Here is a 20,284-nt window from a genome sequence, read left to right on the forward strand (position 1 = left end):
CCGCACCAGTCGAAAGGGCAGGGGGCCTCTGACATGAAGATCCGATACGCCGCGACCACGCTCGTCCTCGCCGCCGCGCTCGCCGCGGCTCCGGCCGTCGCCAACGCCTACGAGGCCGACGAGTACGAGGTGGGCGTCTCCACCACCACACCCGCCGTCGGGGAGTCGTTCACCGTCACGGTGGGCGGCCCGGCCGGTAACCCGACGATCACGCTGACGATCTCGTCGCCCGACGTCCCGGACGGCGCGATCACCATCGCGGGCACGAAGGCGCTCACGAAGAGCACCACCGACGGGTTCGCCTCCTTCGAGGTCACTCTGTCGCAGCCGGGCACCTACTCCCTCGTGGCGACCGACGCGGACGGCACGGTGCTCTCCAGCCAGCAGATCGTCGCCGTCCCGGCGGACGGCGCCGGCAGCGGGAGCGGCTCGGGCTCCGGCGCGGCCGGTGGCTCCGCGGGCAGCGGCTCCACCTCGGGGGGCGGCGGGCTCGCGCAGACCGGCTCCGACGACGTGCTGCTCCTCGGCGGAGCAGCGCTCCTCGTCGCCGGCGGCGCGACCGCGGTCGTCGTCGCGCGGAACCGCCGCCGGTCCACCGGCACCCAGGCCTGACGGGGGTGCCCGCTCCGGCGGGCACTCCCTCGGACCACCCCGGTCGTCCGACGACCGGCCGTCGCCGTGACGAAGACGTCCCGGTCCGCGACGGAGACACTCGCCAGGCCACCGCTTGGACGGTGGCGCGAGCGCGCCCCCGGGCAGCCGCGCCGTCGGACCTCGCGTGCGCCGCCAGGACGTCGCAGGGGGCACCATGACGTTGGAGAAGGACCACGAGATCGGCACGGTCGAGCGGGAGGGTGCGGGCACGCCCGCAGACGTGCCGGCGTTCGACACCGGGCAGCTCGTCCGGATCGCCCTGGGCGCGTACCGACGCCCGGGCTGGAAGGCGCGGCTGTCTCGCCGCGTGGCGGCGGTCGACGCGCTCGCCATCTCGGCGGCGATCGCGACCGCCTATCTCGTCCGGTTCGACGGGATCGACGGGACGGTGCTGGACCTCCAGTACCTCGCCATCTCGGTCGGCCTGCTGGTCGGCTGGTGGTGCGCGCTGCGGGCGGCGTTCTCCCGGGACAGCCGCAGCCTGGGCTCGGGGGCGCCGGAGTACGCGCGCGTCGTCAACACGACCGTCGCCGTGTTCGGAGTCGTCGCGATCGCGGCCTACCTGTTGCGCTACGACCTCGCTCGGGGCTACGTCGCGATCGCGCTCCCCGTCGGCCTGGTGCTCCTCGTGCTGGGCCGCTGGGCGGTACGGCGCCGGCTCGTGAGCCTGCGTCGGCGTGGCCGCTGCCGCTCCCGGAGCCTCGTGGTCGGTGGCCGCGACGGCGCCGCGCACCTCGTCGAGCGGCTGCGCGAGGCCGCGGACAGCGGGTACGAGGTCGTCGGCGCCTGCGTACCCGGCGGACCCGTCGAGCCGCACGAGAGGGTGGCGGGCGTGCCCGTCGTCGGAGAGGTGTCCGACACTGCCCGTCTCGTCGAGCCGCTCCGGGCCGACACGGTCATGGTCACCGGGTCCGACCTCGTCACGCCCCGGACCGTCAAGCGCCTCGCGTGGGACCTCGAGCCCTGGGGTGCCGACCTCGTGCTCGCCCCCGCGCTCACGGACGTCGCAGGCCCGCGCATCCGGACGCGCCCCGTGGCGGGGCTTCCGCTGCTCCACGTCGAGGCGCCCGGATACTCCGGTCCGCAGCACGTGCTCAAGCGTGCTTTCGACGTGGTCGGGGCGCTCTGCCTCATCGTGCTGTTCTCCGTGCCGCTGCTCCTCACGGCGGTCGCGGTCCGGCTCACGAGCCGCGGCCCGGTGCTGTTCACCCAGGAGCGGGTCGGGCTGCGCGGCGAGCCCTTCACGGTGCTCAAGTTCCGCTCGATGGTCGTCGACGCCGAGGAGCACCTCGGGGACGTCCTCGGGGCCGACACGGTCGGGGTGTTCTACAAGCCCAGGCAGGACCCGCGCGTGACCCGGGTCGGCGCGTTCATCCGCCGCTACTCGATCGACGAGCTCCCGCAGCTCTTCAACGTGCTGGGCGGGTCCATGAGCCTCGTCGGACCGCGCCCGCAGATCGCGCTCGAGGTCGACCAGTACGACGACGAGATCGGCCGTCGGCTGCTGGTCAAGCCGGGGCTCACGGGTCTGTGGCAGGTGTCGGGGCGCAACAACCTCACGCTGGAGGAGAGCGTCCGGCTCGATCTCTACTACGTGGAGAACTGGACGGTGACGGGAGACCTGCTCATCCTGCTGCGGACGCTGCGAGCGGTGGTGGGTCGTGACGGCGCCTACTAGCCGACGGGTCGTCATCACGCAGCCGTACGTCCCCGCCTACCGCGAGAGGCTGCTCGGCCTCGTGGTCGAGGGCCTCGCCGAGGTCCGGGTGGACACGCACGTCTTCTACGGCGGCGACGTCGAGCAGATGCGGCGCCGTCGAGAGCGCGGCGACCTGGTCGAGCCACCCTGGGCGACGGAGGTGCCGGTGCGCACCGTGCGGGTCGGGAGAGGCGGCCGGCATCTGCTCCGCCGTGTCGTCCCGCCGGGGTGGCGCGACGCCGTGCTCGTCACCGAGATGCAGGCGGGCAACCTGGACGCGCTCTCGGCGGCGCTCCGCGGGAGGCCGTACGTGACGTGGGGCCACGGCGCGTCCTACACGGCGGACGAGGTGGGCCTCGCGGAGCGCTGGGAGGCGTGGCTGAACCGCCGGGCGCGGCACGTGCTCACCTACACCGACGCGGGCAGGCGGCACGTCGTCGAGACGGCCCGCGTGCCGGCCGACCGGGTGACCTCGTTCGGGAACAGCACGGACACCCGGACCCTCCGCCGCGAGCGGGACGCGCTCGACGCGGGAGCGGTCGACGCGTACCGGGCGGCCCTGGGTCTGCCGGCGGACGCGCGCGCCGCGCTCCTGCTCGGTGCGCTGAACGAGCACAAGCTGCCGGAGCTGGTCGTCGAGACCGCCCGGACCGTGCTCCGGCGCGACCCGGCAGCCTGGCTGCTCGTGGCCGGCGACGGGCCCGCCCGGGGCCTGTTCGAGGGCCTGGCCGCCGAGACCGGACGCGTCGTCCTGCTGGGGCAGGTCGACGCGCGGGGGACGGCGCGCGCGGCGGCCGTGTCGCGGGTGCTGCTCAACCCGGGACGGGTCGGGCTCGTCGCGGTCGACGCCCTGGTGCTGGGCCTGCCGGTGATCACGAGCGACGCCGGGCGGCACGCACCGGAGATCGAGTACCTCACCGAGGGCTCCGACCTCTTCACGGTCCCCGCGACGCCCACCGACCTCGCGGACGCCTGGCTGCGTCTCACGGCACAGGACCGTCGCCCGCGCACCGACGGCGAGGTGCCGTCGACGGAGGCGGCGGCCGAGCGGATCGTCCGCGCGGTGCACGCGGTCGTGATGGAGGCGGCATGAGGGTCGTGCACTACTACGCCAGGTTCCTGGCCCACCCGTCGGGCGTGACCGAGTCGATCGAGAACTGGGTACGGCAGGCCCACCGGGCGGGCCGGGAGGCCGTGGTCCTGTGCGCGAGCGTCCCCGACCCGCGCGAGCTGCCCACCGACCTGCGGGGGTGCGTCCGGACCGTCTCCCACGTGGGGCGCGGACGCACGAGCTGGGTGCCGACCGGCCTCGCCGGCGAGGTCGGCGAGGGGGACGTCCTCTACCTCCACGAGGGCTGGGTCCTGAGCAACGTCGCGGCGGCGCGCAGCGCCCGGGCGCGCGGCGCCGTCGTCGTGCTCATGCCGCACGGCGTCTACGAGCCGGGCGTCACGACGCGCCTGCGCGACCTCGCCGGCGCGCGACGGGCCGCGGAGGCCTCCGTCGTGCGTCGGGCCGACTGGCTGCACGTCTTCTACGCGTCCGAGGGTCCGCTCGCGGACGGCGTGGCGGGCGGCCGGTCCGGGGACACGCTCGTGCTGCCCAACGGCGCACCGTCCCCGGCCGAGGTGCCCCGGTGGGTGGGCGGGGGCGACTACTTCTTCTGGATGGGACGGTACGACCCCGACCACAAGGGGATCGACAACCTCCTGCGCCGCTGGGCCGAGCTGCCCGCGCCGCGCCCGCGCCTCGTGCTCGCGGGCCCCGACTTCCGGGGCGGTCGTGAGCGGACCGCTCGACTGGTCCGCGACCTCGGGCTCGGTGACTGCGTGGAGCTGCGCGGGAACGCGCGGGGCGAGGAGAAGTGGCTCCTCGTCACGGGCTGCCGTGCGTACCTGCATCCGTCGCGCTGGGAGTCGTGCAGCATCACGGTGCTCGAGATGCTCGCCGCGGGGGTGCCCGTCGTGGTCTCGTCGACGATCCACGCGGCCGAGCCCTTGCGCGCTGCGGGCGTGGCCGTCGTCGCCCACGTCGACCGTCCGGGGGGCCTGCTGGGCCCGCTCCGGGAGGTCGACGAGAACCGGGACCTCGGCCGCCGCGCCCGGGAGTGGACCGAGCGCGCGGCGACGTGGGACCGCGTCGGTGCTCGGTACGGCGACTGGCTGAGCAGGGTCGAGGAGGGAGCGGTCCGATGATCGTGGTGGTGGACCCGGGAGCGGCGTCGACGAACGTCGGCGACCAGATCATCTCGGAGGCGGTCGACGCCGAGCTCGTGACGCCGCTGCGCGAGCAGGGCCACGAGGTCGAGCTCGTGCCCATGCACGGGCGGCTGACCACGGCGCACCGGGCCGCCCTGCGGCACGCGCGCTCCGTGATCGCGTGCGGGACGAACCTCCTCTCCGACCACATGCGGTTCCGCCGCGCGTGGCACTGGCCGGCCGACGACGTCGACCTGTGCCGAGGTCGGCTGACGTTCCTCGGCGTCGGCTGGTGGCAGTACCAGCGGGCCGGGATCGACCCGGTCTCGGCCGCGTGGCTGCGCTCGCTCGTCGGCGACGTGCCGTGGGCGGTGCGCGACGAGTACTCGCTCGCCCGGCTCCGCCGCGCGCGCGTGCCGGCCGTCCACACGAGCTGTCCGACGCTCTGGGGCGTGGAGAAGCAGACGCTCCCGTCCGACGAGCGGCGGGTCGTGGTCACGTTCACCGACTACAGCCAGGACCCGCTGGCGGACGGGAGGCTGGTGCACGCGCTCGCCGAGCGGTTCGACGAGCTCCTCTTCTGGCCGCAGGGCCCGGGCGACCGCGAGTACGTGGACGGCGTCCGTCGCGGGACGGGCACGATGCTCGGCCCCCGCCTCGAGGACTTCGACGCGGTGCTCGACGAGCCGGGGACCGCGTACGTGGGCCTGCGGCTCCATGGCGGTATCCGGGCGATGCAGCGGGGCGTGCCCACGCTCGTCCTGTCCATCGACAACCGCGCACGGGAGATCGCGCGGTCCGTCGGGCTGCGCGCGCCGTCGCGGAACGCGGCGCGGCGCTACCGGGAGGACCTGCGGTCGGGCGAGGTGGTCCGCATCGACGTGCCACGGGACGCCGTCGACTCCTGGCGTGCACGATGGGGATCGGGTCGTGACGGGGCGTCGGCCGGAGGCGACGGCCGTGCTGTCCGCCCCCGGGCACGCCGCCGCACGCGCGGACCGTGCCGCCGACTACGTGCTCGTCACCGACGAGCAGGGGTGGCACGACGCGGTGGCCGCGGGCCTGGACCCCGTGGCCACGCACCTGCGGTTCAGCGTCACGGACCGCCGCTCCGACGCCGCGGCTCGGCTCGGGCGGCTCGTCATGCCCTGGCGGTGGCGGCGGACCGTCCTCAACACCGGGATCGGCGTCGTGTACTGGCGGCGCGGGGCCCCGCTCGCGCCGCGCCTCGGCGCGCTCCTCGCGGGGAGCAGGCTCGTGAGGCTGACGCATGACCCCTCCTGACGTGCTGCGCCGCTCGCTCGCGGCCCCGGCGACGGCCCTGACCCGCCCGCTCGTCCTCTCCCAGGCGGCGGCCAGCGCCGCGGGCGCGTTCGTCGTGCTCCTGGGCGCGTGGCACATGGAGCCCGCCGAGTTCGCGAGCTTCAGCCTCGCGCTGCTGGTGCTGAACGTCGGCACGGGCCTGGTACGCAGCGGTCTCTTCCAGCCCGCGCTCATCGAGCGGCGCACGGACCCGCACGCCGTGGTCCCGGCCCGCTACGTCGTCGTCGCGGCGGGGGCGGTCGCGGTCCTGGTCGCCGCGGCGGACCTCGCCGTGACCGCGCTCGGTGCTGGCGGAGCGGTCGCGCTGGGGTCCCTCAGCGTCGCGCCCGTCGTGCAGGACTGGCTGCGGTTCCGGTGCATCGGTCAGGGCCGCAACGGCGCGGTCGCGCTCTCGGACGGGGTCCGCCTCCTGCTCGTGCCCGCGGTCCTCCTCGTCAGCGGCTCCTCGCAGCCGCTCGTGGCCTTCTACGCGGTGTGGTGCGCGGGCTACGCCGTCGCGGCCGTCCCGCTCGCGCTGGCCGCCCGACGCGTGGACCGGTACTCGCGGTACGCGGGGTACGGGGCCCGGGCGCGCTCCCAGGCGTACGAGTTCCTCGTCGCGCAGCTCGCGACGACGGTGCCGCTCCTGGTGCTCGGGGCGCTCTCCGTGAGCGCGAGCATCGGTGCGTTCCGGCTCAGCCAGACGCTCTACGGTCCCGTGAACGTCCTCTTCGCCGCGGTCGCGCTGAACCTGCTCTCGGACGCGGTCGGCACGGCCGACCGGCCCGACGACGCCACGCTCGTCCGGCGCGCACGACGTCTCGGCCTGCTCTCCGCGGGGGGCGCGACGGTGCTCGGAGTCGCGCTGGTCGTCGTCGCCGCAGCCGGGGCGGTGCACCCGTCGGGCATCGAGCGCGGGGAGCTGGCCGTCGCGCTCGCTGCGGTGGGTTGCTTCGCGGCCTGCGGCGGCCTCGTCGGACCGCACCTCGTGGTCATGCGGATCTTCAAGGCGCAGTCCGTCGTGACCCGGGCACGGATGGGGATGGTGGCCGTGACATGGTGCGGGTTCGTGGTCGGATACCTGGCCGGAGGGCCTTTCTCGAGCCTCGCCCTCGGATTTGTCCTCGGCGGCGCGGGATACGTCGCGTTCTTCCTTCCCGCCGCGGTCCGGACGTACCGCGGGGTGGCGGTGTGAAGCGCGTTCCAGGGGGTGGCGGGAAGTCGATGCGCAGGTATTTGCCGGCCCGGCGGCGGAAATGCTTAAGAAGCGCTTCGACGCATTCTCGCGCGGGTGCGGAGCGCGAGGTCACGGGACGTGTTCCCGAGAGCGGGACGGTACGCCGTCCGCACGCAGGAGAGGTCGCCCGCGGCCGCTTCGTGGGGCGCTCGGCGGGGCCGGTGCGGGACGTGACACGAGGACAGGTGATGGACTGTGCATGACCGTTCGATGGCTCGCGCTGTCCGGCCGCAAGGAGCCGCGGTGCGGCCTGGTCGCGTCGAGGACCGCGCCGGCGGCCGGGGCTCCTCCGGGCAGACGGGCGGATCCGGGCGCCCCGGCGGCAGCGGGGCGGAGAGCCGTGGGGGCTCGCGCGACCCCGTGCTGGCGCTGGCACGGGGGCTGCTGTACTGCGGGCTCGTCCTCGTCTCCCTGCTGGTCCTGCGGGTGGGCGTCGGAGTCACGGCGGGGGACGTCGTCCTGCTCGCGAGCCTCGCGCTGTGCCTCGCGGCGGTGGGGCGGCCGCCGACGCCTCATCCGTACGGCGCGTGGGCGCTGCCCGCGTGCCTCCTGCTCGTCGTCGGGGGCTGCCTCGCGACCGCGGGCTCGCCGGCGCCCGTGGAGAGCCTCGTCAGCCTGCTGCGGGTGCTCTACGTCGCCCTGGCGCTCCCGTGGCAGCTCGCGGTCCTGCTCGACGACGAGCGCCGCCTGCGTCGCGGGCTCGTCGCGTTCGGCGTCGGAGCCGCTCTCTGCTCGCTCGGCACGCTCGTGCAGTACGCGCTCGGGCCCGGGGCGATCCCGGGCGGCGTCGTCACGACGGCCGGGCGCTACACGGGGTTCACCGGGCACGTGAGCGACACGGGTGCCGTCGCGTCGCTCGCCGTGGTGATCGGCCTGTCCGGGCTGACGCGCGGCCTGGGGCGCCTGCAACGGCTCCTGCTCGTGGGCGTGGCGCTCTCGGGGATCGTCGGGCTCGTCCTCAGCGGCAGCGTGAGCGGCATGCTGGCGGCCGTCCTCGGGAGCGCGACGCTCCTCGTCCTGCGCGGGATCCCGCTCGGACGGGTCGCCGTCGCTGCGGTCGTCGCGGGCGCGGCGCTGTGGTTGGCGGGTGGCGTCCTCGGGGAGACGCAGGGTGCGCTGCGCCCCGCCGAGCGTGTCAAGCAGGTGCTCGGGCTCTCCGGCGGGGATGCGTCGCTCAACACGTCCGCGTCGCGGTGGGACACCATCGTGCTCGGTTGGCGCGGCTTCCTGGAGGACCCGTTCACCGGAGCGGGCCTGGACGCGCGGTCCTCCCTGGTGGTCGAGACGCTCGGCGTGCACAGCCTGCCGGTCGCGGCGTTTTACCAGGGCGGCGCGGTCTTCGCCCTCGGACTGCTCGGCTGCCTCGTCGTCGCGGTCGTCAGGGCCGTGCGGGCCGTGCCTCGGACGCCGATCCAGGTCCGGGTCCTCGCGGTGGGGGTCACGGCGCTCGTCTTCAGCGCCACGGCCCCCAGCCTGTACAACCGCTACCTGTGGGTCCCGGTCGCGCTCGTCGCTGCGGCTGCCGTGCTCGCGCCGGAGGTCCGCCCGGGTCGCGAGGCTCACCGCGTGTAGGCCTGCTCCAGCTCCTCGGCCACGGTCTCCATCGAGTAGTCCTCCCGGACGAGCTCGCGGGCCCGCACGCCCGTCGCCCGGCGGTGGGCCGGGTCCTCGAGGAACGCCGCCACCGCGGCGACGAGGTCGTCGACGTCTTCGCCGACGACCGCCCCGGCGCCCGCACGCTCGACGGGCGCCGCCAGACCGCACGACCGCGTGACGACGACCGGGACCCCGCACGACATCGCCTCGAGCACGCTCATGGGGAACGGCTCGTCGACCGACGGCAGGACGTACAGCGCGGACCGGGCGAGGCGTCGCGCCGTCCGCTCGGGGGGCAGCGCGCCCTCCCACGTCACCCGGGCGCGAGCGTCGCCGGGCAGGTCGGCGATCCGCTCGCGCACCGCCGCGGCCTGGCCCTCGTCGGGCCCGACGAGGGTGAACCGCGCCGTGGGAAAGCGGGGTGCGAGGCGAGCCGCGGCCTCCACGAAGGCCAGAGGGCGCTTGCGCGCGTGCAGCCGCGCGAGGAACAGGACCTCCGGGTGGCGCGGGTCCGCGAGCGGCGCCCCCTCGGCGGGCAGAGGCACTCCGTTGACGAGGCGGCGCACGGTCGCCGCGCGGCCGAAGAGCGTGCGCAGGCCGGCTTCCTCGACGGGGGTGAGCGCGAAGCTCGTGGACGCCCGGGCGACGACGCGCCGGGTGAGGACGGCGTCGAGGGGTGCGGCGAACGGGTGCCCGGACGGCATGACCATGCCGTGCGTCTGCGTCACGAACGGCTTGCCCGAGCGGCTCCAGGCGGCGGCCGCCGGCAGGGTGACGAGGTCGCGGGCGAGATGGACGTGGGCGACGTCGGCGCGCGCACCGTGGGTGCGGATCCATCGCACCATCGCCGGAGCGGCGATCCCCGCGAAGCCGGTGCCCGGGACGGCCCGCACCGCGGGGAAGGTGACGACGGGCACGCCGTCCCACGTGGTCGGGAGGCGGTCGAAGCCGGACGCCGCGGCGACCAGGATCGCGTCGTGGCCCCGCGCGCGCAGGGAGCGGACCTGGTTCGTCGCGACGCGGACCGGGCCGCCGTAGGCGCCGTCGGGCGTCAGGAGCGTGGCGACGTGCAGGACGCGCAGGCGGGGCGGCACGTCAGAACCGTGTGCGGTCGGAGAGCGACCGCCCGTCCCAGACCCCGCCGTCGGGCACCTCGCCACGGACGACGGACCCCGGTGTGACGAGCGCGGAGCGCCCGATCCGCGTGCCTCCGAGGACGACGCACCGCGCCGTGACCCACGCGCCCGGACCGACGTGCACCGGGGCCGTGACCAGCCCCATGTCCGTCCTGTGCCGGTGGCTGCCGGTGGTGACGAGGGTGTCCTGGGACAGCACGGCGTCGTGCCCGATCCAGACGTCGTCCTGGTTGTGGATCCAGACACCTTCACCGATCCAACAATTTGCTCCGACGTGAATCTTCCATGGGAATCGCACGCGCGTACGAGGGCGGAAGACGACCCCCTCGCCGATGTGGGCACCGAAGGCGCGCAGCACCGCGACGCGCAGGCGCGAGCTGATCTGCCACGGGTTCGAGACGAACAGCAGCTCGGCCGCACCCCAGAGATACACGAGCGCGCCCGGGCGACCCCAGGACGTCTTTTCCCCGGGTGCCTCCGAGAGCGGTACGACCCGAATTCCGTCGCGTTCTTCCTGTGCTGTCATCTGCCCCCAGCGAATGTGCCCGAACGTCGTTATCGTGAGTGCGTGAGCATCTCGGGAACGCGCATCCTGGTGATCGGCGCCAACTATGCCCCTGAACCTACCGGAAATGCGCCCTACACGTCGGCGCTGAGCCGTGCGCTCGTCGCGCGCGGCGCTCGGGTGCGCGTCGTGACGACCTACCCCCACTACCCGCAGTGGCGCGTGCGCGAGGGTGATCGAGGGTGGGCGCGCCGAGAGCGCATCGACGGCGTCGACGTGCTGCGCCTGCGGCACTACGTCCCGCGGTCGCCGACCTCGGCGCGCCGTCTGCTCGCCGAGCTGAGCTTCGGGGTGCGGTCTGCCGCGGTCCGCTGGCCCGACGCCGACGTCGTCCTGCTCGTCTCCCCCTCGCTGTTCGCGGCGGCCGTCGCGATGCTGCGCCTGCGGGCCGGCCGTGCCCTGGCCCCCCGCCGCGCGCAAAGGACGGCGCTCCCGGGGGTCGTCCTGTGGACCCAGGACCTCTACTCGCTCGGCGTCGCGGAGACCGGTACGGCGTCGGGTCTCGCTGCGCGGGCGGTGGGCGCCGTCGAGCGGTTCACCGCCCGCGGTGCGGACGGTGTGGTCGCCATCCACGAGAGCTTCGCGCGCCACCTCCGCGAGTCGCTCGGTGTCGACGCCGCTGCCCTGCGCGTCGTGCGCAACTGGACCCACCTCGCGGACGACGTGGAGCCTGCGGAGCGCCCGGCCGTGCGCGCGGCCCACGGGTGGGCCCAGGACGAGACCGTCGTGCTGCACGCGGGCAACCAGGGGGTGAAGCAGGGGCTCGAGAACGTGGTCGAGGCGGCGCGCCGCGCCGACGCGCAGGGGGCTGCGGTGCGTTTCGTGCTCCTGGGGGACGGGAGCCGGCGGGCCGCCCTCGAGGCCGCCGGGGCAGGTGTCCGCAGCCTGCAGTTCCTCGACCCCCTGCCCGACACGCAGTTCCGTGCCGCGCTCCGTGCTGCGGACGTGCTGCTGGTCAACGAGCTCGCCGGGCTCGCGGAGATGTCCGTACCGAGCAAGCTCACGTCCTACTTCCACGCGGCGCGACCCGTGCTCGCCGCGTCGTCCGAGCGTTCGACGACCGCGGTGGAGCTGCGCGCGTCCGGCGGGGGCGTCCGGGTCGACCCGGAGGACCCGCAGGCGCTCCTCGACGCGGCGCTCGTGCTCGCGGCCGACCCAGGACGGCGGGACCGTCTCGGGGCCGCGGGTCGTCGATACCGCGACGAGAGGCTCACGGAGGGCGCGGCGGTCGACGCGTTCGCGGCGGTCCTCGCCGCGACCGCCCGCCGCCCGGTCCCGAAGCCGCGCACGAGCGCGGTCGCGACGGACGCGACGGCCACCGCTGCCCTCGCCACCGCGACGACCACCGCGACCGCGGGCACCGGGGCTCGCGCCACCGCACGGGCGGCCGACGGCGCTCCTCGTGCCCCGGACGTCGCCCGCACGTAGCCATCGGCCGCCGCGCCGCCGCACACCACACGGGGGGAACCATGAAGAAAGCACTCATCTCGGGCATCACCGGACAGGACGGCTCCTACCTGGCGGAGCTCCTGCTCCGCAAGGGCTACGAGGTGCACGGCCTGATCCGCCGCGCCTCGACGTTCAACACGGCACGGATCGACCACCTCTACCAGGACCCGCACGAGGAGGACGCGCGCCTCTTCCTGCACTACGCGGACCTGTCCGACGGCGCCCGGCTCGTCACGCTCCTCTCGCAGATCTGTCCCGACGAGGTCTACAACCTCGCGGCGCAGTCGCACGTGCGGGTGTCGTTCGACGAGCCCGAGCACACCGCGGACACGACCGGGACGGGCGCGATCCGGCTGCTCGAGGCGGTGCGGCTCGCGGGCGTGGACACGCGCTACTACCAGGCGTCGTCGTCCGAGCTGTTCGGGTCCACCCCGCCGCCGCAGGGCGAGACGACGCCGTTCCACCCGCGGTCGCCGTACGCGGCGGCCAAGCTCTACGCCTACTGGATCACGAAGAACTACCGCGAGGCGTACGGCATGTTCGCGGTCAACGGGATCCTGTTCAACCACGAGTCCCCGCGTCGCGGCGAGACGTTCGTGACGCGCAAGATCACTCGCGCGGTCGCCGCGATCAAGGCCGGCCGGCAGCAGCACCTGTACCTGGGCAACCTGGACGCGGTCCGCGACTGGGGGTACGCGGCCGAGTACGTCGAGGGCATGTGGCGCATGCTGCAGGCCGAGACGCCGGACGACTACGTGCTCGCCACGGGGACGGGCCTCACGGTGCGCGACTTCCTCGAGGAGTCGTTCTCGCACGCGGGTCTCGACTGGGAGCAGCACGTGCGGTTCGACGAGCGCTACCTCCGTCCGGCGGAGGTCGACGCGCTCGTCGGCGACCCGAGCAAGGCTCACGCCGACCTCGGGTGGAAGGCCACGGTCGACGGCCGCGAGCTCGCCCGGATCATGGTGGACGCCGACCTGCAGGCGCTCGACCACGCAGGCTCGCCGTGGATCGACGAGGTGGCGCTCGCGACGTGGGACGCCGCGTGAGCGCGCAGGACCCGGTGGCCTTCGAGCCCGGACCGCTCGACCGCGACGCGGTCTTCTACGTCGCGGGCCACCGTGGGCTCGTCGGCTCCGCCGTCTGGCGCCGCCTCGAGGCGGCGGGGTTCGGTCGGCTCGTGGGCCGCACGTCGGCGGAGCTGGACCTCACCGACCGCGACGCCGTCTTCGCGCTCTTCCGCGCCGAGCGGCCGCGCTACGTCGTGCTCGCGGCGGCGAAGGTGGGCGGGATCCTCGCGAACGCGACGCACCCGGTGGACTTCCTCTCCGAGAACGTCCGCATCCAGGTCAACGTCCTGGACGCCGCGCGCGCGGTCGGGGTGGAGCGGCTGCTCTTCCTCGGGTCGTCGTGCATCTACCCGCGCCTCGCGCCCCAGCCGATCGTCGAGGAGTCGCTGCTCACGGGGCACCTCGAGCCGACGAACGACGCGTACGCGATCGCGAAGATCGCGGGCATCCTGCACGTGCAGGCGGTGCGCCGCCAGGACGGCCTGCCCTGGATCTCCGCGATGCCGACGAACCTCTACGGGCCGGGTGACAACTTCTCCCCGCAGGGCTCCCACGTGCTGCCCGCGCTGATCCGGCGCTACGACGAGGCGGTGCGCAGCGGCTCGCGCGTGGTGACGAACTGGGGGACGGGGACGCCCCGGCGCGAGCTCCTGCACAGCGACGACCTGGCCGACGCGTGCCTGCACCTCCTCGAGCACTACGACGGCGCCGAGCACGTCAACGTGGGTACCGGCCACGACGTGACGATCCGAGAGATCGCGGAAGCGGTCGCGGACGTCGTCGGCTACGACGGCGAGACCCGGTGGGACACGTCGAAGCCGGACGGCACGCCGCAGAAGCTGCTCGACGTGTCGCGCCTGCGCGCGACCGGCTGGGAGGCGCGCACCGGGCTGCGCGAGGGTCTCGAACGGACCGTGGCGTGGTACCGCGAGCGGGCCGGGCTGGTGCGCGGATGACCCGCGCCGGCGCGGGTGCGCCCAGGCTCGCGACGGGCGAGGGGCTGTGCGAGATTGGGGCGGTCGTGGGTCGACGCTCAGGGGGAGCGGGCCGGTGAGGGGGACGACGATGGAGCTCAAGGACTACCTGCTCCTGCTGCGCAGGCGGTGGGTCACGGTCGCCGTCGCGGCGGCGCTCGGACTGGTGCTCGCGGGTGCCTACTCGTTGCTGAGCACACCGACGTACTCCGCGCGGTCCCAGGTCTACGTGTCCGTGCAGGGCTCCGACTCGACGACGGACCTCCTCCAGGGCTCGAACTTCACGGTGCGCCAGGTGAAGTCGTACATCGAGCTCGTGACGAGCCCGCGCGTCCTGGACCCCGTCGTCGACGAGCTGGGGCTCGCGGACGACGCGGCGTCCCTCGCCCAGCGCGTGCAGGCGGACTCGCCGCTCGACACGGCGCTCGTCAACGTCACCGCGACCGACGAGTCGCCCCAGCTCGCGGCCGAGATCGCGAACGCGACCGCGCGCTCGCTCGCCTCGGTCGTCGCCGAGCTCGAGACGCCGGTCGGCGGCGGGGACTCGCCGGTGCAGATCAGCACGGTCAGGGCGGCGTCCGTGCCGACGGCGCCCGCGTCGCCGAACCTGCGGCTCAACCTCGTGCTGGGGCTCGTGATCGGCCTCGCGGTCGGGGTCGCGGTGGCCGTGGTCCGCGAGCTGCTCGACACGCGCGTCCGGTCCACCGCCGACGTCGAGGACGTGACGGACGCGCCGGTGCTCGGCGTCATCGGGTACGAGGCCGACGCGCCGGAGCACCCGCTCATCGTGCAAGAGTCGCCGCAGGCGGTACGTGCCGAGGCGTTCCGACGGCTGCGTACCAACCTGCAGTTCCTCGAGCTCGGACCGGCGGCGCGCACGTACGTCATGACGTCCGCGCTGCCCGGCGAGGGCAAGACCACCACGAGCGTCAACCTCGCGATCACCCTCGCGGACGCCGGCCAGCGCGTCGTGCTCGTCGACGCCGACCTGCGCCGTCCCGCGGTCGCCCGGTACCTGGGCATCGAGGGGTCGGTCGGGCTCACGACGATCCTCATCGGCAAGGTCGCCGTGGAGGACGCGGTCCAGCCGTGGGGCAACGGGAACCTCGACGTCATCGCGTCGGGCCAGATCCCGCCGAACCCGAGCGAGCTGCTCGGTGGCGACTCCATGGCGCAGCTCCTGGAGCGGCTCCGGACGGAGTACGACGTGATCGTCGTCGACACGCCCCCTCTTCTCCCGGTCACGGACGCGGCCATCCTCGCGAAGGGGGTCGGGGGAGCGATCGTCGTCGTCGGCGCGGGCACGGTGCACCGGAACCAGCTCGAGACGGCGCTGTCGGCACTCGGCACGGTGGGCGTGCGGCCGCTGGGCATCGTGGTGAACCGCGTGCCGGTCAAGGGGCCGGGCGCGGGCCCGTACGAGTACGGCTACTACGAGTACACGGCGGACGCCGCGGCGGAGGCCTCGCAGGGCCGCTCCGCGCGGCGGTCGGCCGTGCGCGGAAGCCGGCACGCTCGCGGCGCGGCACGGCAGGCGGCTCCCGCGACCGGCACGGGGCCGTGGGCACCCGTCACCTCGGAGGGTCCGGCCGGCGGGGCTCCGGCCGCGGAGGCAACGCGCGGTGCGGTGCCCGCGCCCCCGCCGACGGGCGTCGCGACCGCCGTCGACGGCGCGGAGGCCGACCTCGGCCCGGGGCGCCCCGGGAGCGAGGCGGCGGTGGCGGTCGGGTCGCGCCCGGCGACGGGGACCTTCGACGAGGTGGTGCTGCCGCGCGAGCGGCGGTGAGGGTGCAGGCCGTGGGCCGTGGCCCGGTCGCCCGGCGGCGGGACGGACGCGCGCGGCCATCGGCGGGACGAGCAGGGGGGACGGCATGAGGATCTCGGTGATCGGTTGCGGGTACCTGGGCGCGGTGCACGCCGCCTGCATGGCCCGGCTGGGGCACGACGTGGTGGGGGTGGACGTCGACGCGCGGAAGGTCGCGTCGCTGCGCGAGGGGCGGGCGCCGTTCTACGAGCCCGCGCTCGACGAGCTGCTCGCGGAGGCGCGCGCGTCAGGGCGCCTGACCTTCACGACCGACGTGGCCGAGGCCACGGACGCGGAGGTGCACTTCGTGTGCGTCGGGACACCGCAGCGGGCCGACTCCTACGCCGCCGACCTGTCGTACGTCGACACCGCGTTCCGCGCGCTGCTGCCGCACCTGGCCGCAGACGCGGTCGTGGTGGGCAAGTCCACGGTGCCCGTCGGCACCGCGACGCGCCTGGCGGCGGACCTCGCCGCGGCGGCGCCGGGCGCGACGCTCGTCTGGAACCCGGAGTTCCTGCGCGAGGGCTTCGCCGTCCAGGACACGCTGCGGCCGGACCGGCTCGTGTACGGCGTCCCCGAGGACGCAGCGGGCGCCCGGGCCGCCGAGGTGCTCGACGCCGTGTACGCCGCGGCGCTCGCGGACGGCACGCCGCGTCTCGTGGTGGACCGCGCGACGGCGGAGCTCGTCAAGGTCGCGGCGAACTCGTTCCTCGCCACGAAGATCTCGTTCATCAACGCGATGGCGGAGCTCTGCGAGGTCGCCGGGGGAGACGTCACCCTCCTCGCCGACGCGATCGGGCTCGACGAGCGCATCGGCCGCCGGTTCCTCAACGCGGGCCTCGGCTTCGGCGGGGGCTGCCTGCCGAAGGACATCCGGGCGTTCATGGCGCGCGCCGAGGAGCTCCACGCCGACCCGGCGGTGAGCTTCCTGCGCGAGGTCGACTCGATCAACCTCCGGCGTCGCGAACGGATGGTCGACCTCACGGTCGGCGTCCTCGACGGCCGCCCGCTCGCGGGCGCGCGCATCGCGGTGCTGGGCGCGGCGTTCAAGCCCGACAGCGACGACGTGCGGGACTCGCCCGCGCTCGACGTGGCGGAACGGCTCCACCAGCGCAGCGCGCGCGTCGTCGTCACGGACCCCCGCGCGCTCGCGAACGCGCGGGCCAAGGCGCCCGCCCTGGGCTTCGCGGAGACCGTCGAGGAGGCGGTGGACGGCGTGGACGCCGTGCTCGTCCTCACCGAGTGGCGCGAGTACCGCGAGCTGGACCCGGGAAAGCTGTTCGGCCTCGTCGCGGCTCCGCGCGTCGTCGACGGGCGCAACGCGCTCGACGCGAGGGCGTGGCGCGCCGCCGGCTGGACGTACCGCGCGCTCGGGCGGCAGTGAGCGCCGCGCGGCGTCCCCGGCGGCGCCCGTGGCTGCGCACCGCGCGGGGGGCCACCGTCCTCGTCCTGTTGGTGACGCTCGGACCTCTGGCGGCGTGCTCGCCGGACGGCGACGCCGACCACCGGGAGAGCGGTGGTCCGGCGTCCGACCACCCGGCGACGGAGGCGCCCGCCCAGGCCGCGCCCGGCGCGCTGCCTCCGTCGTCCGGTGCGTCGGGGGCGGCGGACCTCGACGAGTATGCCGCGGGCCTGCTGCGGGGGACGCAGGAGGTACGCCGGGACGAGGGGCTGCCCCCGCTCGACGAGAGCGCGTGCGCGATCTCCGCGGCTCGTTCGCGCGCCGCAGCGCTCGTCGGTGCGCCGCTGGAGCACGCGCCGCTCGACGAGGTCCTCGCCGCGTGCGACCCGCCGGCGGGGAGCGCGGCGGAGAACCTCAGCCGCACGGCCGCAGACCCCGCCGAGGTGGTGGACGCGTGGATGGCGTCGCGCGGGCACCGGGCGAACCTGCTCGATCCGACGCTGACCTCGGTCGGCATCGCGTGCGCCGCCGACCCCGGCGCCGGGCCGGCGGAGGTCGTGTGCGCGCAGGTGTTCCTCGGTTGACGGCGCTGAACCGTTGATATTTCAACTGTGAGGCACGTTGCGCCCCCGTGCGTCTGTCTGTAGGTTGAGCCCGCCCGCCGAGGCCCGGCGCGGGGGCAAGCGCGCAGGGGGAGCTTGGCGTCGGGCCCGGCGGGCTCAGACGCCCGCGAGGACGCGGGCCGTCCCCTCCCTGCTCGTCCGGTCGCGCAGCGCGCGGCCCAGCCGACGCAGCGCGTCGTCGTCCGCGAGCAGGTCGGACCAGTCGTCCGGGTCGACGCTCGGGGCGTCACCCCGGGCCCGCCGCGTCGCCGCGAGCTGGAGCTGGTAGGCGAGGATCACCTCGCGCGGGCTGCCGGGGACGGCGACGCGCACGTGGTCGACGTCGTCCCGACGCGAGTGCAGCGCGAGCGCGGCGAGGCCGTCGAAGATCTCGATGGTGCGGTGGTACTCGTCCACCGCCGCGCTGGACCCGGGGATGCCCCCGCCGCCCACGGTCGCCACGACGAAGGCGTGCAGGTGCCCGAGATCGCGACGGCGCTCGCGGGCGAACGCCGCCGACGACGCGAGCTGGCCCACGATGCCGACCGTCAGCAGGACGCTCGCCGCGAGCACGAGGTACCGGGTGCGCACGCCGAGGACGAGGTACGGCTCGGCGCTGCCGGGCTCGTGCAGCAGCGCGGCCACGAAGCTGACGACGGCCCACACCATGGCGACGACCGCCCCGGCCGCCGCGACGTCCATGCCCCACCGCAGCCGCACGGGCCGCCGCGAGCGCGTGCGGACGCACGACACGGCGAACGTCGCGGTCGACGCCACGAACGCGCCGTAGTACAGCGCGCGGTACACCCACATGAGCGGTCGGCCGGAGCTCTGGGCGTCGAGGTCGAGGGTCGTCCACGGCCCGCTCGCGACCGCGAGCGCGACCATCGCCCCGCCGACGAGACCGGCCGCGAGCGCCACGTGCCGCGTCCGTGGCGCGTGCCCGGTCGTCGTGCTGTACGCCCACACGCCGACGAAGAGGCACCCGGCGACGAGCGCGACGTGCTTGGCGACCTCGTGCGTGCCGCCGGGGGCGTGCGTCTTGAGGAGCTCGGCGACGGCCGGGACCCGCAGCGCGGACGCCACCGCGACGAACGCGAGGCCGAGCGGGAGAGCCGCGTCGGTGCCCGTGCGGGCGCGCAGCGCCGTCCATGTGGCGGCGGTGACGAACAGGGCCGTGGCGAGGAGGTCGAGCACGTGGCTCATCGGTAGAGCTCGAGGGACGTGAGGCGTGCGGCCGAGCTCCCGTGCGACGCGATGGAGATCATCAGCTCGCTCGCGAGGCGCTCGACGCGCTGCTCGGCGGGGTCGTCGTGCACGTCGCGGCACCCGGTGGGGACCGGGCCCGGCGCGGGGCCGGGGCGGATCGCGTCGAGGACGTGCACGAGCTCGTGCGCGACGACGTGGTCGCGGTGCGGTCCGGGGAGCGTCTGGCGGGCGTCGACGAGGACGAGGTCGCGCTCGGGGAACGCGAGCCAGAGGCCGGTGACGCCGGGGCCGAGGTCGCCCTCGACGACCTCGAGCGGCTTGCCGCGGGCCGCGGCGACGAGGCGGCACGCCTCCTCGATGCTGCGGGCGCGGTCGAGCCCTGCGGCGCGCAGGAGGTCATCCATGGTCGGCCTCCGGGGCAGGAGGGTGCCCGTGGGACGTGCCCGGCGGTGCCACGGGAGGGAGGTGCTCGAGGCTGCGTACGCGGTCGACGATCTCGATGATGGCGCGGACGTTCTCGGGGGACAGCCCCTGGGCGCGCAGCGCGAACTGCTCCACGCCCTCGTCGGCGAGCGCGGCGCGCAGGCGGTCGTCGGGGCTCTCCTCGGGGTCGACGAGGCTGCCCGTGCTCACGTTGAAGAAGGCAGCGATGCCCTCGACGACGCGCAGGCTGGGCGACGAGCGGTGCCCGCCGCGCAGGGCGCTGAGGTACGCCTCGTTGATGGAGTATCCGCGCTCCGTCATCCAGTGGGCGGCCTCCCTGTTGGTCACGGGACGCCCGCCGCGGCCGCGCGCGAAGAGCTCGTTGAGCCGGTGCCGGAAGACGCGCGCGGTGCGCTCCCCGGGTGCCACGTCGTCGTCCATGGGCCGATTCTGGCAGGCCCGGACCGTGCGTGCGCCGGTCCGGGCCGGCGGGTCACGCGGGTCGTGGCCGCTGCCGGTGCCCCGTCGCGCGGCGTGGTGCCGCCGGGTAGCGTTTCGTGCGGGCGCGGGACGGCCGCCGCCCGGCGCGGGACGCGCGCACCACGACCCCCGAGGGAGCCGGTATGAGCGAGCAGACACCGAAGGACCGGGGCGGACTCGGCGACCTTCTCGGCAAGGCCAAGGGGTTCATGACCGAGGAGCGCATCGACAAGGCCAAGGAGTTCATGACCGACGAGCGCATCGACGAGGTCGCGGGAAAGATCAAGTCGGTCGCCCCGGACTCCGTCGACCGGCACGTCGACACCCTCGCCGAGAAGGCGAAGAAGGCCAACGACTGACCTGCGGGTCGGTACGATCGAGGGGCGCCGTCCACGACGGCGCCCTTCGTGCTGTCGGGGACGCCCCGGCGCCGGGGGACCTGACCGGGCGCCGCGCGCGCCTCCCGCCACAGAACGGAGCACGGAC

Annotated in this window: 19 protein-coding genes; 14 read left to right on the forward strand and 5 right to left on the reverse strand. The window is 74.9% G+C overall.

Annotated features, from left to right (window positions below; genetic code table 11):
• The first annotated feature begins 33 nt into the window (after window positions 1-33).
• The 7 genes from BJP59_RS07345 to BJP59_RS07375 all read left to right on the forward strand — a co-directional run bounded on the left by BJP59_RS07345 (window position 34) and on the right by BJP59_RS07375 (window position 8,660).
• Window positions 34-612 (forward strand): hypothetical protein, encoded by a 579-nt coding sequence (locus BJP59_RS07345; protein ID WP_061267232.1) that lies wholly within the window; start codon window positions 34-36, stop codon window positions 610-612.
• A 196-nt stretch (window positions 613-808) separates the two neighbouring features.
• The gene (locus BJP59_RS07350) at window positions 809-2,332 is read left to right on the forward strand and encodes a sugar transferase (RefSeq protein WP_086150330.1); all 1,524 of its coding nucleotides are present in this window, start codon (window positions 809-811) and stop codon (window positions 2,330-2,332) included.
• The gene (locus BJP59_RS07355) at window positions 2,316-3,446 is read left to right on the forward strand and encodes a glycosyltransferase (protein WP_194522585.1); all 1,131 of its coding nucleotides are present in this window, start codon (window positions 2,316-2,318) and stop codon (window positions 3,444-3,446) included. The genes BJP59_RS07350 and BJP59_RS07355 overlap by 17 nt, the downstream gene beginning before the upstream one ends.
• Window positions 3,443-4,546 carry a glycosyltransferase family 4 protein gene (locus BJP59_RS07360; protein ID WP_194522586.1) on the forward strand — a complete coding sequence of 368 codons (1,104 nt, stop codon included), beginning with the start codon at window positions 3,443-3,445 and terminating at the stop codon, window positions 4,544-4,546. Before BJP59_RS07355 ends, BJP59_RS07360 begins: the two co-directional genes overlap by 4 nt.
• Entirely contained in the window at window positions 4,543-5,823 is a 1,281-nt protein-coding gene (locus BJP59_RS07365; RefSeq protein WP_194522587.1) for a polysaccharide pyruvyl transferase family protein, read from the forward strand. Before BJP59_RS07360 ends, BJP59_RS07365 begins: the two co-directional genes overlap by 4 nt.
• A complete protein-coding gene (locus BJP59_RS07370; RefSeq protein WP_194522588.1) occupies window positions 5,820-7,046 on the forward strand; it encodes a hypothetical protein in 1,227 nt (408 codons plus the stop codon). The genes BJP59_RS07365 and BJP59_RS07370 overlap by 4 nt, the downstream gene beginning before the upstream one ends.
• A 285-nt stretch (window positions 7,047-7,331) precedes the next feature.
• Window positions 7,332-8,660 carry a hypothetical protein gene (locus tag BJP59_RS07375; protein WP_194522589.1) on the forward strand — a complete coding sequence of 443 codons (1,329 nt, stop codon included), beginning with the start codon at window positions 7,332-7,334 and terminating at the stop codon, window positions 8,658-8,660.
• Here the strand turns inward: BJP59_RS07375 and BJP59_RS07380 are convergent.
• On the reverse strand, window positions 8,648-9,778 hold the full coding sequence (locus BJP59_RS07380) for a glycosyltransferase (RefSeq protein ID WP_228485325.1): 1,131 nt from the start codon (window positions 9,776-9,778) through the stop codon (window positions 8,648-8,650). The genes BJP59_RS07375 and BJP59_RS07380 overlap by 13 nt on opposite strands.
• 1 nt (window position 9,779) lies before the next feature.
• The gene (locus BJP59_RS07385) at window positions 9,780-10,253 is read right to left on the reverse strand and encodes a COG0110: Acetyltransferase (isoleucine patch superfamily) (protein WP_009863918.1); all 474 of its coding nucleotides are present in this window, start codon (window positions 10,251-10,253) and stop codon (window positions 9,780-9,782) included.
• Between the two features lie 135 nt (window positions 10,254-10,388).
• Here BJP59_RS07385 and BJP59_RS07390 point away from each other — a divergent pair, with 135 nt between their 5' ends.
• The 6 genes from BJP59_RS07390 (at window position 10,389) to BJP59_RS07415 (ending at window position 17,668) form a co-directional block, all read left to right on the forward strand.
• Window positions 10,389-11,813 carry a glycosyltransferase gene (locus tag BJP59_RS07390; protein ID WP_228485326.1) on the forward strand — a complete coding sequence of 475 codons (1,425 nt, stop codon included), beginning with the start codon at window positions 10,389-10,391 and terminating at the stop codon, window positions 11,811-11,813.
• Between the two features lie 41 nt (window positions 11,814-11,854).
• Entirely contained in the window at window positions 11,855-12,883 is a 1,029-nt protein-coding gene (gene gmd, locus BJP59_RS07395; protein ID WP_021482272.1) for a GDP-mannose 4,6-dehydratase, read from the forward strand.
• Complete coding sequence (locus BJP59_RS07400; protein ID WP_194522590.1) at window positions 12,880-13,860, forward strand: GDP-L-fucose synthase family protein; 981 nt, start codon at window positions 12,880-12,882, stop codon at window positions 13,858-13,860. The genes gmd and BJP59_RS07400 overlap by 4 nt, the downstream gene beginning before the upstream one ends.
• Window positions 13,861-13,954: 94 nt before the next feature.
• The gene (locus tag BJP59_RS07405) at window positions 13,955-15,664 is read left to right on the forward strand and encodes a polysaccharide biosynthesis tyrosine autokinase (protein ID WP_228485327.1); all 1,710 of its coding nucleotides are present in this window, start codon (window positions 13,955-13,957) and stop codon (window positions 15,662-15,664) included.
• Between the two features lie 85 nt (window positions 15,665-15,749).
• Window positions 15,750-17,066, forward strand: coding sequence for a UDP-glucose dehydrogenase family protein (locus BJP59_RS07410; RefSeq protein WP_194522591.1), 1,317 nt, complete (start codon window positions 15,750-15,752; stop codon window positions 17,064-17,066).
• Window positions 17,067-17,137: 71 nt separating this feature from the next.
• Window positions 17,138-17,668: a CAP domain-containing protein gene (locus BJP59_RS07415; protein ID WP_194522592.1), complete on the forward strand. Its 531-nt coding sequence runs from the start codon at window positions 17,138-17,140 to the stop codon at window positions 17,666-17,668.
• 135 nt (window positions 17,669-17,803) lie between these two features.
• On the opposite strand, the gene BJP59_RS07420 is transcribed toward BJP59_RS07415, so the two are convergent.
• From BJP59_RS07420 to BJP59_RS07430, 3 genes are read right to left on the reverse strand one after another with little or no spacing between them, the layout of a single operon-like run.
• The gene (locus BJP59_RS07420) at window positions 17,804-18,892 is read right to left on the reverse strand and encodes a hypothetical protein (RefSeq protein ID WP_194522593.1); all 1,089 of its coding nucleotides are present in this window, start codon (window positions 18,890-18,892) and stop codon (window positions 17,804-17,806) included.
• Window positions 18,889-19,299 carry a hypothetical protein gene (locus BJP59_RS07425; RefSeq protein ID WP_085388009.1) on the reverse strand — a complete coding sequence of 137 codons (411 nt, stop codon included), beginning with the start codon at window positions 19,297-19,299 and terminating at the stop codon, window positions 18,889-18,891. Before BJP59_RS07425 ends, BJP59_RS07420 begins: the two co-directional genes overlap by 4 nt.
• Window positions 19,292-19,759, reverse strand: coding sequence for an XRE family transcriptional regulator (locus BJP59_RS07430; protein WP_194522594.1), 468 nt, complete (start codon window positions 19,757-19,759; stop codon window positions 19,292-19,294). Before BJP59_RS07430 ends, BJP59_RS07425 begins: the two co-directional genes overlap by 8 nt.
• Before the next feature lie 182 nt (window positions 19,760-19,941).
• Between BJP59_RS07430 and BJP59_RS07435 the strand changes: the two genes are divergently transcribed.
• On the forward strand, window positions 19,942-20,157 hold the full coding sequence (locus tag BJP59_RS07435; RefSeq protein WP_194522595.1) for a hypothetical protein: 216 nt from the start codon (window positions 19,942-19,944) through the stop codon (window positions 20,155-20,157).
• Window positions 20,158-20,284: the final 127 nt, after the last annotated feature.

This window comes from Cellulosimicrobium sp. JZ28, assembly GCF_015327065.1.
Lineage (GTDB): Bacteria > Actinomycetota > Actinomycetes > Actinomycetales > Cellulomonadaceae > Cellulosimicrobium > Cellulosimicrobium funkei.

Excerpts from the sequence above, each read along its gene's own strand:
- BJP59_RS07430 (WP_194522594.1), bottom strand. The coding sequence starts at position 19,759 with ATGGACGACGACGTGGCACCCGGGGAGCGCACCGCGCGCGTCTTCCGG.
- BJP59_RS07350 (WP_086150330.1), top strand. The coding sequence starts at position 809 with ATGACGTTGGAGAAGGACCACGAGATCGGCACGGTCGAGCGGGAGGGT.
- BJP59_RS07425 (WP_085388009.1), bottom strand. The coding sequence starts at position 19,299 with ATGGATGACCTCCTGCGCGCCGCAGGGCTCGACCGCGCCCGCAGCATC.
- BJP59_RS07365 (WP_194522587.1), top strand. The coding sequence starts at position 4,543 with ATGATCGTGGTGGTGGACCCGGGAGCGGCGTCGACGAACGTCGGCGAC.
- BJP59_RS07370 (WP_194522588.1), top strand. The coding sequence starts at position 5,820 with ATGACCCCTCCTGACGTGCTGCGCCGCTCGCTCGCGGCCCCGGCGACG.
- BJP59_RS07345 (WP_061267232.1), top strand. The coding sequence starts at position 34 with ATGAAGATCCGATACGCCGCGACCACGCTCGTCCTCGCCGCCGCGCTC.
- BJP59_RS07410 (WP_194522591.1), top strand. The coding sequence starts at position 15,750 with ATGAGGATCTCGGTGATCGGTTGCGGGTACCTGGGCGCGGTGCACGCC.
- gmd (WP_021482272.1), top strand. The coding sequence starts at position 11,855 with ATGAAGAAAGCACTCATCTCGGGCATCACCGGACAGGACGGCTCCTAC.
- BJP59_RS07420 (WP_194522593.1), bottom strand. The coding sequence starts at position 18,892 with ATGAGCCACGTGCTCGACCTCCTCGCCACGGCCCTGTTCGTCACCGCC.
- BJP59_RS07435 (WP_194522595.1), top strand. The coding sequence starts at position 19,942 with ATGAGCGAGCAGACACCGAAGGACCGGGGCGGACTCGGCGACCTTCTC.
- BJP59_RS07360 (WP_194522586.1), top strand. The coding sequence starts at position 3,443 with ATGAGGGTCGTGCACTACTACGCCAGGTTCCTGGCCCACCCGTCGGGC.